The organism is Candidatus Manganitrophaceae bacterium, from assembly GCA_012960925.1.
In the GTDB taxonomy this organism is placed as follows: Bacteria; Nitrospirota; Nitrospiria; order SBBL01; family JAADHI01; genus DUAG01.
Genome location: DUAG01000010.1, coordinates 1 through 15,357, shown reverse-complemented (window position 1 = coordinate 15,357; position 15,357 = coordinate 1). Strand labels below are relative to the sequence as shown.

The following is a 15,357-nucleotide window of genomic DNA, read 5'->3' as shown; positions in this document are numbered from 1 at the left end:
ATTCTTATTTCAAATGAACAATTCAAAAACCGACCCTCACTCCGGTGTAAACATTGTTATTCTTCTTAAACTGACCAAAGAATGTGTGGTCTTCATCCCCGATAAAAAAATTACCTCCGATCTCTACAGACCAGGAATCATCAATCTTGTAGTGTATCTTTGGCCTGATATAGGCATCTCGATCCGATGGCGAGTAGAAGGTAAATAGGGACAACCTCAGATCCTGGCTCATGAGAAATCGGGTCAAGCGGAGCGTGATCACATGACGGTCTTCATCTGCGACCGGACTTCCTGCTGGAAGATTACGAAGAAATTTGTCGTAGTCAAGGATCTGTTCCAGATAATATTGAAGGCCGACTGTAAAATCCTGAAGGACTTCCTGCTCATAGCCCATCAGGAAGCGGAACTCACTGTTCCGTATGAATGGATCTCCCCCACTTCGGTCCTCTTCAGAGTCGTAGTAACCTAGTTCAAGATGGCCAATGCCTCTTCCGATCGACCCACGGGCACTTCCCCCATAAACCGATAGCCTGGGAAAGGTTGCCTGTTGAGAAGTCGGGTCAAATCCCCCGGGTGATTTCCAGAATCCCCGGTACCCATAGAGGGCCAGCTCAAGGCCTCTGAAGTTCTGATACAGTCTCAATGCGATTTCGTCATCTTTAAACCAATCATCCCTGTTTTCTGTTTGAACTACGGCCTCTCTTCCGGTTCGGCGCCCGAATGAATTGTTGAAGAATGAGATGCGCCGACCATCAATAAATCGGTCGGCATCGAAACGGGGCGTGTAAACAATGTCGAGGTTTGCCCAAGGACTAAATAAAGAGGTTTTAAGCGCATCCGATGGGGCCTTGAGATATTCTGTATCCCGCCCGATAAAGAAGGCATTCCAATCCTTCGGAAAGAGGTCGTTGATAAAAATAAGATCTCCGGTTCCCCAGGTAAGAATCTGCCGTCCCATCTTCAAATCGACAAAAGTAACCGGCCTCACCAGGAAACTGGCTTCCCGTAGATCGATGAAACCGATCCCTTTCTCCAGTCTGATTTCATGCTCGTCCAAGACAGGATCGTAAAGAAAATCGTTTGTGAGCTTGAAGATGGCCTGCTTTACGAGCTGCTCAACTTGAAGTTGCACCCGGGTCTCACCGATTGAGACCTCTTTTTCATTCGGGTCGCTCTGCATTCGGACGCCAAATCGTGCCTCCCAAAAACCGCTCAGCCCAAAGGGAAGATGCTTAGCGTCTTCCTCTTCATCATCGAAGCCTTCTGGAAGTGGCGGCTCTTCAAGACCCTCGTCCGTATCCAAGCCTTCCGGAAGGGCTGGCTCCTCTGTGTTGGCGGGGCGTTCTTTTTCAAGGCCGGGCGGGAGGGGAGGCGCTTCTTCTGCGTAGAGCATGGGATTCCAAGCAAAACCTAAGGCCAGGAGAAGTGTTAGGCTTATTTTGCGAAAGCGAATCAAGGTCATCGGAGATATTTCCTCGGTGGATTACGGAGATATCGCTCCGTAAAAATCTCTTCAGGAAGCCCGATATCATACTTGACCCCGGAATATGCGATGAGTGTCTCGCTCTTTGTCCGCAGGTCCTTCATTCTCGCCTGGGCAATGGTTGGATAACCCTGGACCGTCGTCACCTTCAGGACTTCGTAAATGCGGTATTTTTCATTCATCTTGTTAAAATACTCAATTTTTACAGGGAGAAATGTCTTCCGATGAATCCAGGCTTTGTACGATGCAAACTCGACGGACTTGGGATCTATGGGGCGATTCTCCACAACATAGTAGTTTTTTGTTGTCTCAACAAGCGTGTGGGTATCTTCATCAAAACCCCGTCCTGAGACATCTTCGTAGAAAAAATCAGAACCGACAAAGCTGGTCCGCTCGTCACTGGCCGCGATTCGTTTCACAAGGTCAAGGGCGGGCAGGTAGAGCCAGCGATCATCGTCTTGCTTGACCTTTTTCCAAACCATGAAGACGGTTTTGTTGACATCGGCAGGGCGGTGGAAGTAAACATAAAACTGTTGGTCTCCTCCTGGTTGCTCAGTCACATTCCGTCTGAGGATCGTAAAGCGCCGTTTCCGTTTTCTACCCTGACTGTCCTTCATCGTCATGGAGACCTGAGCGCGGCCATCCGCTCCAGAGTAATAAGAGGCCTGGATGGTCTTTTTAACAATGAGGTCTGCCGAGAGTGTATCGGCTTCCTTCGACTCCTTTGCAATGGCCAGAGCCGCCGATCCAAAAATAATAAAATAAATGATGATCCCGATGTAATTCATGCGACGTATCATTTTGTCCCTCCTTTCAATCATTATTGTTTCGCGGGAAAAAGCCAAGGTTCCATGATTCTGATCAGGGCGGGCAGGATCAGGATCGTCGCCACCCCAGCTGTAAAGAGGATGGCTGCGATGAAAACTCCGACGGTTTGATACGGCACCAAAGGTGCTGCCAGCAAGGGGAGAAAGCCCACTCCGACAACGATGGCATTCCGTACGATGGCACGGGCCGGTTCTCCGAAGACAGCATGCCGGGCCTTTGCCCAAGAGCCGTGTTCTTTCTGAAGGCTTCGGCTCCGCGCCAGAAAATGAATCGCATAATCGACCGAGAGCCCCAGACTTAAAGAGGAGAGGACGGCGACCGGCATATCGTAATCTTTTCCAATCAGACCGATTACCCCATAGATCAAGCCAATCGTCACCGTCAACGGCACCATCGCGAGGAGTCCCCAGAGGAGTGATCGGAAGAGGATAACCATCATGATGAGGACGATCAGGAAACTGCCAACAAACGCATAGAGCATTCCGGTCACCATCTTCTCTTGCCAGACCCCGTTGATATAGGTCAAACCAAACCAGCGATGTTGAAGTGATACCGGAGGTGGGTTCTCCTCGATAAATTGATCGACTGCGATAACCACTTTTTCCATGTCTAGGTTGTCGCCGCTCGTAAGCTGGACCCAGAGAGATGTGGTGCGATAGTCGGGTGTGACAAAATGCCAGAGATCCTGCGGGCGGTGACTGTTCTGGTAGGTGATGAGGGTTTGCGCCACGGCATTGGACGAATCGGGGATCCGAAAGGCCTTCGCTTCTCCCAGAAAGAGTTCACGATGGACGGTTTTAACGATATCGGAAAGCGAGTTCGATTTTCCGACAATGCCTGTCGTCAGAAGATGTTCCTGTATGTCAGCAATATAGGCTAGGACTTTTGGCTGTTTGAAGATCTCCCCCCTCTGACGTTCTTTATCGATGAAAAAAAGGACTTCCTCCCAAGCCTCAAAGGCCTTATCGGAGGCAGACGACATTTCTGTCTCTGCAAAGGCCTCCAGCTGATCAAGGAGGACGTCCTTCGACTTGACCGCTTGACCGAGACGTACGACCTCAGGCCCTGTTTTTTGCAGCACTTCCTTTATGAAGGGGATAAGATCCTGCACCGCTTCAGCATCGGTGGTCAGGCGTCTCAAGAGCGCATTCGCATACTGATCCGGTTTTGTACCAACCTCTTCTGCCTCCAGGGTGAGATAGGCCATGTAGGTGCCTCCGAAGTGTTCGTTCAAGACCTTGTCTGCAACCCGTATCGGGTGAGAAGGCTCAAACCACTTGATCGGATTGTCATTGATTCTGATCTGAGAAATACCGTAGACGGCAACCAGGGTCAGGATGAGTGTCCCGCTTAGGACGGCTTTGGCATGATCAGTGGTCATTCGCCCGACCCATTCAAGGAAACCTGTGCTTTGATTCTTCGTCTTCTTCAGGCCAAAGTTTTCAAGGGTCTCTTTTTTGATGAACATAATTGATGCTGGAATAAAGGTGATGGTCCAGAACCAGGCGAGCATGACCCCAATCGCGATAAAGAGACCAAAGGTTCTGACCGGCGGAATCGGGGTAAAGGCGAGCGATCCGAATCCCGCCGCAGTCGTGAGGGAGGTATACAACATCGGAGCAAAAAGGGTCTTCATGACCTGAAGGATTGTCTTCTTCCGATCCTTCGTCTCCTGATAGCGATCAAAAAATTCAGAGAGAATATGAATGGCATCCAGGACCGCGATCGGCATGATGAAGATCGGGATCATGGAACTCATGATATGGATCGTATTCCCGGTTGCGATCAGGAGTCCCATCGTGGAGAGTACCGAGACGACAGCGACAATCATCGGGGAGATAATCAGGGACAGTTTTTTAAAAAAGAAATACAACAGGATGAAGATAATCAGCATGGCGATTGGTGCGGAGATCGCCATCTGTTTAAACATCTCAATGCCGAAGGTCTCTTCTGCGATGGGCAGGCCGGTAATGTAATACTTCTCGTCACCGGTAAAGGACGCGATCTTTTCCTGCAAGGCGGTCGCAACCTTGTGACTGACTTCTTTAGAGGTCAACGGAATGTAGACCGCAACCGCCTTTCCATCCTCTGAAAGGAGAGTACCATTTAAGAATGGAATTCGTTCAGCCTTCCGGCGGATGGCCAGGGCTTCGGCGTCACTTGCGGGAGAGGTCGGCATCAGCCATTCAAACTTGACCGTGCCGAGTCCCTCCTGTGCCATACTGTCGACCGTTGAAGGGGCAAGCAGGTCGATCTCGACGACTCCGATCTGCTCGTCCTGTCTCTCCGGGTCGGGCCAGTGAAGGGTCTTGGCATGTTCGGTCAGTTCATAGATTTTCCCCAACGATTCACGGTTAAAGACCCCTTCAGGATGTTTCTCATTGACGATGCCAAGGACGATCATGTCATTCAAAGAGAACGTCCGCTTCATCTGATTATGAAATACGCGGCTGGCCTCATCCTCAGGGAGCATGTTTTCCGGATCGGTATCGACATGAAGCGAGTGGAGATAAGGAAAGCTTTCAGGCCAGAGACTTGGAAGGGCCGCCGTCAGGGCAAAAATAAGGGTGGTGAAAATCATCAGAAATGTGACGGTCTTAGGATGGTTGATGATGCGTTTCATTGTGCCTTTCTCCTTGCCATGAAGCCGTTATTAAGACTTACGCATTTCTTCAGAGGGAAGTTTGCAAAAACCTTGAGCAGGGACATCAAGGGCGCTATTGAATTTGCTCGACAGGTTTTGGAAGGCGATGAGTCCGGTCAACTCCACAATGCCCTCTTCATCGAAGAATTGTTTTAATCGTTCAACCATAGTATCGGTCACTTGCTGGTTGGAATCAGTCATCGCTTCTGCATATTCAAGAACGACTTTCTCTTTTTCGTCGAAAAGCTCACTTTCCCGCCATCGTTCGACCGCTTCCACTTTTTCCATTGAACCGGACCTTTTTGCAAGTGTGGCCGCGTTAATATCGACGCAGAAACGGCACCAGTTGATCTGCGAGACCCTGACGGTCACCAATGAACGTAATGCAGGACTCAGGGGGGATCCTTTCCTATCCAATACGCCGTAGAGTGTCGCAACGGCTGCAAACAATTTCGGGACCCTGGCCCAGAGTAATCCGGGTTTCAGGACTTGTCCATATTTTATTTTCTGGCTCCAAAAGAAAGGAGCCAGGACCCACGGGTATTTTTTGAGTTGTTTTTCAGTGATCCTCATCTGTTTTCCGCTGGAAACGAATCAGCAACTCCTCTTCATACTGATCATTATTCATAAAGCAAGGGATGGCGCCGCAAGCGTAATCAATGCGGTGCCATCCCTTCTGGCATTTGGGTTTACTTCCTAGAACAGGTGGAGAGGCCAAAAGGAGAATAGATTGGACACCACCCGATAGAACCGGTCAGAAGAGGGATGGCCCCAACCGCGCCCCACAGGCTCTCAAAATGGATCCCTGCGGCAACAATGGCGATCCCTAAGATGATTCTCATTGTCCTATCGACTTTTCCCACATTACATTTCATGGCAATACCTCCATTTATTAAAGTTGAATTATTATTACCTCTTAAACCACGAGCTGGTCGGAGGCCCCTTCTTTACTGCTCGCCACTTTCACTTCCCGGTGAAGACCGGTCTTTTCAAGGATCCACATCATCGGGCACCAATTGCTAAAGCCCGATTGAAAAAGATTTAGGCCGACAAATGCGGTTAAGAAGAGCCAGTTTTGGCTATGAAAGACAGAGAGTGCCAAACTGACCAATACAACAGTCCCTGCAATTAGCCGAAGGGCTCTTTCGATTGTCATTGTATTTACCTCCTTTATCGCTCGTTTATCGAATCGCTGGCTGACCTTCTATTCGTCCTTCTAAAGTGATAGACCCTTGAGGAGGCAAAAGGTTACAAAAAAAGGGGAACTTTCGAATTAACGTGCGTCATTTCGGTGGGATGGTCCCAATAAAGACGTATCAAGGATGGGATGTGGGATTTAAACAAAAGGTATTCACCTCTCGGAATGATGGTTGGTAACAAATTAAGTGGTTAATCTAGAGAGGATATGAAATATCCTTTCCCTCCCCGCCCAGATGTGGCCACTATGACACCCTAGAAAATAGGGTTACTCCCGCGTTTCCTGGGGTGTCATAGCAAACGTTGAGGGTTTCTGGAAGAAACCCTCAACGTTTGTGTAGTTCCATCTATGCAAGGTTACGAATGGGAATCGTTACTCAGAGGATAGGTATTTCAATTCTGTACATGTTTCCGCCTACTATTCGTAATCTTGTCATACGCATCTGAAAACTGCGACATCTGTTCATTGGCAAACTTCGTGAATCCTTCCGGCAGTCCTTTAGAGGCCAATTTATCAGGGTGGTATTCCTGGCATTTTTTCCGGTAAGCCTTTTTTATTTCCGCATCGGTCGCATTTTGATCAACCTCCAAGGTCGCATAGAATTGCTCTAAATTTCCAACAGATGAACTATTTCCAGCAATTGCAGATTCAAATCGGTGATAAGCATCATTCTTAATCTGGAGGTATATCGGGAGTTTCTGGAGGATCTCCTTTTCTGCTGGATGGAGGTGGCCATCGGCCATGGCGGTCATGAATAGGACCCTGTAGATCGTCTCCCGCATGGCAGCGTCGTTTCGAAATATTTCAGAAAATTGTTGTGCATATTTGTAAATCGATGTTTCATCTGATTTAGCCCGATTAAAAATCTCAATCGCGACCTTTCTTGACCGAGCATCTAATTCCAATTCCTTCGTCATAAAGGTCTCTATGAATTCGACCTCATCAGGGGAAACGAACCCGTCCGCTTTGGCGATCTTCCCCAGCATTGTAAATGCCGCCACGAGAAACCCAATCTGTTTCTGTTGGCCCGTTCCGAGCTGTGACCGACCCTGAGTAAGGCTGCTTCCGAGACCTGCCCCTATGATTGCGCCGATTGGACCACCAAAAATTAACCCAATACCTGCGCCAATGCCTGTTCCCCACCATGCCATTTCATTCCCCCTTATTTTCCAAATAACAGCTTACGGGAGTGCATTATAAAGATTGAATACACAGTTTATTGTAATTCCGGCAATACCTAAACTAGAATCCAGCGAACGATCCAACCTTCTGGGTCCCATATGAAACATGCGGGAATGACGGTATGAGGGCAAAAATCTATCGCCCCTACCTTTCCTGCCCCTGCAAACTGACGACTACACCTTGTAAAGTAATTGCGTCTTAAGATCCAACGCTCTCTGACCCATCCTTCGGCGAAAACTTGTTTATTCTATCCGAATTAAAGAATGTTGTAAAATAACCTCTTACAGATCGATTGCAGTGAGAACATTGACCGCCTTCCCTGTAATCAAACTCTGTTCCACAAGATGAATAGATAAGCTGAACTGCCTTCGTTTTAAAACCCTGAGCAGTCTACTGCGCCTCCCCTACCCGGCTCTGAGGAAAATCTTCATCTTTCTTCCGCGCTCTTAAGCATTCCACTACCATGTTTAAAATTAATCTCTGAATATTCCCCAGTTGTCCCTATATCCATGGGGATCTTCTATTTCAATGCGGAATTTTCTCATGCTTGTGTCCAGCCAGTGCTGATGCTATCAAGAGACATAATTCGAAATTTCGACACTCGAAACAAGAAAGAACAAGGGAGTTTCTCCAGGATCACGCAACACAATAAAATAATAGACTAGATTTTTATCTTTGATTCTCTCATGCTTTATAGACATAGGCCACATATGAAACAAACCGTCGCCAAACAACTTCTCTTTTCTCGGTTTAAGATTGGTTGTTTTAACCTCAACCTTGAATAATCTGTTGATTTCTTGGTTGGTGACGAGATTATCGATCCCCTTCGTGTTCCCGAGAGTTAATGTCGCAACATAGCCCCCTCTGCGTAAGCTGGGCTAACGTATGGAACTCTCCTGAGAGCCCTATCTGAGATTTATCCATCGTTTCCTATCAAATGTAAAATGTAAGCGGCTGAGCCTTTTTTGACTCCCCTACCCGGTATTAAGGTAATCTTATTCTTTGATAATAAAACGAATGGCATCGCCAGAGGCCCAAGTGTTGCCCCCATGACACCCCAGCGTGAAGGATAGCCCCGAGCGTTGGGAGTTAATGTTTCCTGGATGGTCTTCATGGCTGAGTTTGTGAAAAAGGGGTTCAGCTCCCTGTTGCAGTGGTAGAGATGATGGTTCGATTCCCGGTTCTTAGGTCAACCGAGACCAGGGCATTCAAAGTAAGGTCCGTGACGTAAGCGCGGCTCCTAGCCGGATCAAGCGCGATATGAAATGGGACCGAAAAGGAAGTTCCGGTTCCTATTGTGGCATCAGAGACGATAGTTCGGTCTCCGGTGATAAGGTCAACTGAGACCAGAGCACCCAAACCACCGTCGATCACGAAGGCCTGGATGTTCGCCGGATCAAGCGCGACACCCCTTGGAAGAGAAAAAACGGGTCCCGTTCCTCTTTGGGCGTTAGAAACAATTATTCGATTCCCGGTTCTGAGGTCAACCGAGATCAGGCCCAGGGCAAAGTCGGTAACAAAAGCACGATTGTTGGCCAGGTTAAGCGCGACACCAACTGGAGCGAGAAAAGGGGTTCCGGTTCCTGTTGTGGCGTCAGAGAGGGTAGTTCGGTTTCCGGTGGAGAGATCAACCGAAATCAAGGCATCCAATGTAAAGTCGATCACCAAGGCGCGATTATTTGCAGGATCAACTGCAACACCTCTAAGAAAAACAAAAGGAACTCCGGTTCCTGTTTGGCTATCAGAGATTAAGGTTCGGTTTCCGGTGGAAAGGTCTATCGAGACCAGAGCAGCAAGGCTAAAGTCTACAACATAGGCGCGGTTGTTCGCCGGATCAACCGCGATGCCCCTCGGAAAAGCAAAAGGGATTCCGCTTCCTGTCGTGATGTCAGAGACGATGGTTCGATTGCCGGTTCTTAGGTCAACCGAGACCAAAGCAGCAAGGCCAAAGTCTACAACGAAGGCGCGGTTGTTTCCTAGATCAACAGCAACACCCCTCGGTTCGATTAGCAATATAGTTTGTTCAATTAGGAGGGTTTCCGATTTTGTTTCGGTATTCCCAAGGCTATCCTGAGTACCGAAGGCGTTCAGGCCCATTGTAAGAATAAGCGTCAGTCCGATTAAAGATCTTTTTGTTTTCATGAATTCATTATAGAGCGATCTGCTAAAGGATTGCCCTACCCGGCCGCCTCAGAGTAAATTTTAAGTTGGGTACATTTGGCGATATGATCGAAATCTCGATCGTTGTGTAGTAGCGTGAGGTTGTTTTCAATGGCAATTGCAGAAATGATGCAATCCATCGTCTTTCGGATCGTCTTCCCCTGACGGCGGCATTTCCGAAAAATGTCGGAGCCATGCAAATAGGTTTCAACTCCCTTTGTTAGAAAGATCGGGAAGGTCAACAGGTGCCTCTGAATCTGTTCATGTGTTTGATCTTCTTTTATCCCTTGTAATATCTCAGTCAGATTGATGCCCGTGAGACAGAGAGACTCCTCCCCTTCTATGAGACGACGCAGTATACGGCCGGTCCCCGATCCTCGGAAGAAATCAATCCACACGGAGGAATCAACCAGGATCATATTCTGGTTTTCCGTAGTTCTGACAGCCTACCTTCCCAAACGACCTTCCCCTCAAGCTCTAAGAGTTCCTTCCGGCTTTTTTTGGCCACAAGCTCTTTTAAAGCAAAGTTCACCAGGTCTTTCTTGGTTTTGCATTTGGTTATTTTAAAGCCAGCCTCTACGAGGCGGTCATCCAACTCAATATTTGTCCTCGCCATTTGCTTCACTCCACATTTACATACACCATATATAGCACTAATTGGTGTATCAGGCAAGATCTTCCTGCCTTGAACCAAAGCGATCTTACATTAGTAACTTCGAAATGGGTGATGCATCTTCCTAGAACATTCCTCCAAGCCTTTTTCCCTGAAACCTTGTTTTTTGATATGACCCCATCTGTACAAGGTCGCTAATGAAAATCCTTGCGGTTGTCTATTGTGGTCGATCATGTGTGGGAACCACAAGGACAGGGCAGGTAGACCGCTTCAGGATACTCTCACAGGTACTCCCGATGAGCATGTTGTAAAGGGCTCCATGTCCATGAGACCCGACAACAATCATGTCTATCTCTAGCTTCTCCAATTCGTGTAGAAGAATTTCGGTGGGTGAACCTTCAAACATACGGGCTGTTACCTCGACTCGGGAATTTTTTAGCTTTTCCGCCTCTTTTTGTAAGACCTTGTGTTCATTTCGGATTTTTTGGGCAATCTGATCACGTGCATAGTCCGGGTCTAAGCGATCATCGCCCTCGTCATTCCTGAGGCTTCCCTTGTACTCAACCATCCCCCCACTGGGTTCCGTCACATGGAACAACCATATCTTCGCAGATAATCCGGATACTAAAGTTTCGACAACACGTAATATCTTCTGAGATGCTGTGGATAGATCAAGTGCAACCAATATATTCATTTTCTTCCCTCCCACTACATTATCGATCATCATTCCCTCTGTTTTTTTACACAAGTGAATCATACCCATTTTGAATTGAAGAAGGAAAGGTAAAGGACAAAAAATATAGATCGCCTCGCTCCAATTAGAAATGGATTCAGTCTACGCCCTGATCTGGATAGATCGAAAGTTGGGCAAGGGCTTCTTTGTTCGCCCCCTTCCCCTAAGATGCATCTATGATAAACGGGGATTGCCACTTTGGAGGTATGTCCCCGCAGAACGGTAATCATCGGCAGTAGATTCTGCATCAACTTTTCCCCGTACTCTTGGTTTTTGGATCATACACATAAGCCAACCTTTCAAATTAAATTCATTGTTTTTTACTGGAAGTGTGATTATTGAGTCTCTTCCTTTTATACAACATCTCATAGATAATTGGTGGATGATGTCATCATCTTTTACGTCGGCAGAGGTTACACTCTTTTCTAGAAGGGTTGACTAAATGAGCGGAAGCGGTATTCTAAAAATGGGTACACTCTTAGGATAAAATCTGTGAAAAATGTCCCGGGAAATTTATGAGTCACAAGGAAGCACATAGATCACATCGGATAGGCTGGTTACGTGCAGCAGTTCTCGGTGCCAATGATGGCATTGTTTCAACAGCAAGCCTTATCATTGGTGTTGCAGCGGCTCATACCGCGCATGAAGATATCCTTCTCGTTGGAATCGCCGGCCTAGTCGCGGGAGCAATGTCAATGGCAGCGGGGGAATATGTATCGGTTAGTTCTCAGGCAGATACAGAGAAAGCAGATATAGAGCTTGAGAAACGCCATATAAAAGATTACAATGCGTTTGAGCTGAAGGAACTCGCAAATATTTATGAAGAAAGAGGACTCGATTCGAGTCTAGCGGAACAGGTTGCAGAACAACTCATGGCTCACGATGCACTGGGAGCACACGCAAGAGATGAACTCGGCATATTTGAGAGGAGGAGGGCGCGACCAATTCAAGCGGCATTTTTATCAGCGGGCACATTCACCATTGGTGCCGCATTGCCATTATTTGCCGTATTGGCCACTCCTGAAGCTCAGCTTATACCGGTCGTCGCAGGATTGTCCCTAATCTCCCTAGCGGGTTTAGGGAGCCTTGCTGCACGTGCGGGAGGAGCGTCAATGACCATCGGCGCATTCAGAGTTACATTTTGGGGAACACTTGCTATGGGTTTAACCGCGGCAGTAGGTAGATTATTTGGAGGGCCTGCATGATGCGGATTGATGCCATTCACGTTTCTCGGTTCTGTCGCAAATTACCCCAGAGGACAAAAAGGGACTGAAGATCTCAGTCTCTAAGCTGCCAATGAGAAAAATTGTTGGGCGAAGGTCTGGTGTTGCCCGGCCTCTTGTTTCATCTGGCCTTTGTGAATCATATGAACTGTTTCAATACCCTCCAGGGTGATCCTGGCGCTTCAGAATGATTTGAATCCAAGCATGGGTCGTATTTTCTTTTTGATGAAGCGGTGGTCTTGTTCGACAATATTATTGAGATATTTGCACTGTCTGATCTTGATTCGTTTTCGGTTTTCCTGATTATATATCCTGATCCCTGCTTTGTTGGCCCCACTCTTGTCGATGTTAATCTTGGAGGGTTTCTTTTGGAGTTTTATCGCCTTGTTTAGAAACCTCAGCACTGCCTTCCGATCCCGCTTTGCAGTGAGGATAAAAATCGTCCGGCCCTGCTTATCGACCGCGCGGTAAAGATACTTCCACTCCCCTTTGACGGATACATAGGTCTCATCCATTCGCCAACTCTGGCCAACAGGTTTCTTTTTCTTTCTAAATTCTTTCTCAATGAAAGGAGTGAACTTTAAAGCCCAGCGGTTGATCGTTGAGTGGTCCACATCGACGCCACGTTCTTCCATCATCTCCTCGATGTGGCGATAGCTCAAAGGATAAGCCAGATACCACCGGGTGCATAACAAAACAATTTCTTTCTCAAAATGATATCCTTTGAAACTCAGCATGAGGGCTCCAAGAGTATTGTTTGTTTGATGGCACGGATGCTCCTATGAAACCGCTTGATAACAATCTGAACTTTGCGACAGAACCTAACTGAGCCCCCTCAACCCAAAAGAAGTCGTTTCATTTGAAGAACTCTTGATGCATGCTCGTGAACACTACACCAACGAAACCCATTAAATGGAGGTACTAAATGAGAGCCGAAAAAATAGGAAAAACGATCAGAAAACGGGTTCCGAAAGAGCCAAGAGGAAAGAAGGTTACAGGGAAATGCAAAACCGTTCCTGATGGTCATTTCGAAGCATCAAGAACTTTTAGAGAGCCCATGACCCAAGAAGATTCAAACAAAGCAGAAGAATTTATCAGGAGATATCGAGAATGGTCCTGGAATAAAGCTCAATGGGACGCGTTTATCATGGGTGGAGCCGGCCATGTATTTCCAGTGCCGAGTCGTCCTGGGTCACCACCAAGCCAACCTCGGATAGTGAATACGGCTTGTATTAAAGCGGCACAAGAAGGATACGCTAATATTAAAAGATCCCTTAAAGAACTTTTAGAAACCAAATTCTCTTGCACAGACGAGGGATGTACGGGGCAAGCAAGATGTCAACGGAAGTTTAAATACAAAAAAACCTCCCCTGGTCGAGGAATATCTTATGTCGCAAGAGAGACTGTTTGCATCGTTACGGCAGTAGGAACCTGTGAGTGTCAATAGACTGACGGCGAAGAAATAAATGTACAATAAATACCGCTTTTTAGATTCCACGTTGGATTCCAAAACAAGGGATCGGTGCAGGGAGAACGTTGAAAAAATCATAAAAGCCGAGGATATAATTTGCCCATGCGGTGACCTAATGGTACTCGTTAATTTCCAGGGTAACTCTGAACCAAGGTTCGGTGCAATGGTCAGGTGCGGGTGTGAGAATCTCAAGCCCAGGGTTTTTTATTTTTCTTTGGGGTATAGGCCTGATGGGGAAGTAACAGAGAACCAATATGCGTGATGTAAGCGATGGGTCTGATGATAACCTGGAATGTGAATGTGGGCATAAAAAAATGGTTCACTATCCAAAGAACCGATTCTTTCCGAGATGTACGGGTGCAGTCCCGGAAGGACCAAAAGATAAAAGAAAGATTCCACGGTATAGGGCAAATGCTTGTCCCTGCAAGGGGTTCAAGGAGAAGGGATAGGGGGATGGCAATGTGCGCGATGGTGAGATGCGGATGTGAGAAGCTCAAGCCCAGGATTTTTTACTTTTCTTTGGGGTATAGGGGCGAAGGGGAATAATGGAGAAACAATATGACCGATAAACCCAAGATTCCTGACACTATACCAGTATGTATATGCGGACATTACAAAGCTATGCATTATTCAGACAGAAGCCTTCTCATTGAACCCCAGCCAGGGGAGACAAGCATTTGTATTGGTGTCGCCCCAGCCGGGACTAAAGTTAAAAGGGAAGCCCCTGACGAAATGCCAAACGCTTGCCCATGCGTGAGATTCAAGGAGAAGGTTTAGAGGGATGGAATATGCTTGATGTAACCGATGTCCCTGACCACGAAACGGAGTGCGAATGCGGACATGTTGGATCGTTTCATTATGAAGGTGGTTGCAGGGGTGCCGTCTCAAATGGGGCCAAAGATGAAAGTGGGAGACCTCAGTCTAGGAGAAATTGTTCCTGCAAGGGGTTCAAGGAGAAGGCTTAAATAAATGGTTCTGTCGCAAGAAACAAATAACCGGCATTTTATGTCGTGCAGAGGCATCCCAAGCCGTTGAGATAACTACGTATGCTTTATCAGTATTAGGCCGTAAATTGTAATTTGCGACAGAACCATAATTCTTATGTCCCCAAAATTTGTGCTCCTCTTGTCACTCCACTTTTGCGGGCATGTTACCCGTGTCATTCGTGTCGCTCTTTCTCTCCGCATTCCTTAGAATATCCCATCCATAAAGGTGTTTAGTTGCAAGATAAAGCCTCACCACTCGACTACTTCAAAATCATTTGTTTTTGGACTGTTAGAAATGTACTCTAGGTCCTATTAAAAATCAACCACTTAAGCTTTGTTTAATGGGCCGGGTTTTTGGAACGGGAAGGCAAGGAGTAATCTTACAAACCGACAACTTTGTGGATAAGATATTTTGAGGAATTCGAGTAGTAATAAATCATACCTCCTATTTGAGGCACTATATTTAAGAGGGATTGTCTCAAATTGAATGGGAAAATCGAAAAAAACAAGACAGTATTCCTAATTCTGTCTCAACGGATTATTTATAGTAACGTGGATTCAAGTTTGAAGTGTAACGGTTAAAGAAGTAAAGGTATTAAAGAATACCTCATAGGGGGTTCTAAATCCCAGTGATTTTCTTGGGGGGTGGTTGAGTTTTGTTGGTCACGGTGGTCAGATCCCTGTGTTTGGGAAAATACTGTCGGATTAATCCATTGGTATTTTCGTTTAAACCACGCCCCCAAGGGGCATACGGATGAGCAAAGTATATCCGGGTTTCCAGGTCCTTGGCCATGCCTTTGTGGTCGGTAAATTCCCGGCCATTATCGTAGGTGATC

At 46.9% G+C, this 15,357-nt stretch carries 15 protein-coding genes and 1 pseudogene; 3 read left to right on the top strand and 13 right to left on the bottom strand.

Annotation, left to right across the window (positions count from 1 at the left end):
* Positions 1-22: 22 nt before the first annotated feature.
* From EYQ01_01235 to EYQ01_01185, 11 genes are all read right to left on the bottom strand, one after another.
* Positions 23-1,462, bottom strand: a complete 1,440-nt coding sequence (locus EYQ01_01235; GenBank protein HIE64439.1) for a hypothetical protein — start codon at positions 1,460-1,462, stop codon at positions 23-25.
* Positions 1,459-2,271: an outer membrane lipoprotein-sorting protein gene (locus EYQ01_01230; protein ID HIE64438.1), complete on the bottom strand. Its 813-nt coding sequence runs from the start codon at positions 2,269-2,271 to the stop codon at positions 1,459-1,461. The genes EYQ01_01235 and EYQ01_01230 overlap by 4 nt, the downstream gene beginning before the upstream one ends.
* Positions 2,272-2,303: 32 nt before the next feature.
* On the bottom strand, positions 2,304-4,934 hold the full coding sequence (locus EYQ01_01225) for an RND transporter (GenBank protein HIE64437.1): 2,631 nt from the start codon (positions 4,932-4,934) through the stop codon (positions 2,304-2,306).
* A gap of 30 nt (positions 4,935-4,964) precedes the next feature.
* Positions 4,965-5,528: a carboxymuconolactone decarboxylase family protein gene (locus tag EYQ01_01220; GenBank protein HIE64436.1), complete on the bottom strand. Its 564-nt coding sequence runs from the start codon at positions 5,526-5,528 to the stop codon at positions 4,965-4,967.
* A 116-nt stretch (positions 5,529-5,644) separates the two neighbouring features.
* Positions 5,645-5,830, bottom strand: coding sequence for a DUF2892 domain-containing protein (locus tag EYQ01_01215; protein HIE64435.1), 186 nt, complete (start codon positions 5,828-5,830; stop codon positions 5,645-5,647).
* Positions 5,831-5,871: 41 nt separating this feature from the next.
* On the bottom strand, positions 5,872-6,111 hold the full coding sequence (locus tag EYQ01_01210) for a DUF2892 domain-containing protein (protein ID HIE64434.1): 240 nt from the start codon (positions 6,109-6,111) through the stop codon (positions 5,872-5,874).
* A gap of 434 nt (positions 6,112-6,545) precedes the next feature.
* On the bottom strand, positions 6,546-7,304 hold the full coding sequence (djlA, locus tag EYQ01_01205; protein HIE64433.1) for a co-chaperone DjlA: 759 nt from the start codon (positions 7,302-7,304) through the stop codon (positions 6,546-6,548).
* Between the two features lie 1,168 nt (positions 7,305-8,472).
* On the bottom strand, positions 8,473-9,477 hold the full coding sequence (locus EYQ01_01200; GenBank protein HIE64432.1) for a YncE family protein: 1,005 nt from the start codon (positions 9,475-9,477) through the stop codon (positions 8,473-8,475).
* Between the two features lie 35 nt (positions 9,478-9,512).
* Positions 9,513-9,914, bottom strand: coding sequence for a PIN domain nuclease (locus tag EYQ01_01195; GenBank protein HIE64431.1), 402 nt, complete (start codon positions 9,912-9,914; stop codon positions 9,513-9,515).
* Positions 9,911-10,111, bottom strand: a complete 201-nt coding sequence (locus tag EYQ01_01190) for a type II toxin-antitoxin system VapB family antitoxin (protein ID HIE64430.1) — start codon at positions 10,109-10,111, stop codon at positions 9,911-9,913. Before EYQ01_01190 ends, EYQ01_01195 begins: the two co-directional genes overlap by 4 nt.
* Positions 10,112-10,325: 214 nt before the next feature.
* Positions 10,326-10,871, bottom strand: coding sequence for a universal stress protein (locus EYQ01_01185; protein HIE64429.1), 546 nt, complete (start codon positions 10,869-10,871; stop codon positions 10,326-10,328).
* 485 nt (positions 10,872-11,356) lie between these two features.
* On the opposite strand from EYQ01_01185, the gene EYQ01_01180 reads away from it, so the two are divergent.
* Entirely contained in the window at positions 11,357-12,046 is a 690-nt protein-coding gene (locus EYQ01_01180) for a VIT family protein (protein HIE64428.1), read from the top strand.
* An 80-nt stretch (positions 12,047-12,126) separates the two neighbouring features.
* On the opposite strand, the pseudogene EYQ01_01175 reads toward EYQ01_01180, so the two are convergent.
* Positions 12,127-12,801: pseudogene (locus EYQ01_01175) on the bottom strand (IS6 family transposase).
* Between the two features lie 188 nt (positions 12,802-12,989).
* Between EYQ01_01175 and EYQ01_01170 the strand changes: the two are divergent.
* Positions 12,990-13,511, top strand: a complete 522-nt coding sequence (locus tag EYQ01_01170) for a hypothetical protein (protein ID HIE64427.1) — start codon at positions 12,990-12,992, stop codon at positions 13,509-13,511.
* A 19-nt stretch (positions 13,512-13,530) separates the two neighbouring features.
* Entirely contained in the window at positions 13,531-13,797 is a 267-nt protein-coding gene (locus EYQ01_01165; protein HIE64426.1) for a hypothetical protein, read from the top strand.
* A gap of 1,343 nt (positions 13,798-15,140) precedes the next feature.
* On the opposite strand, the gene EYQ01_01160 is transcribed toward EYQ01_01165, so the two are convergent.
* Positions 15,141-15,357, bottom strand: a 217-nt coding sequence (locus EYQ01_01160) for an IS30 family transposase (protein HIE64425.1), incomplete at its 5' end; no start/stop codon positions are given.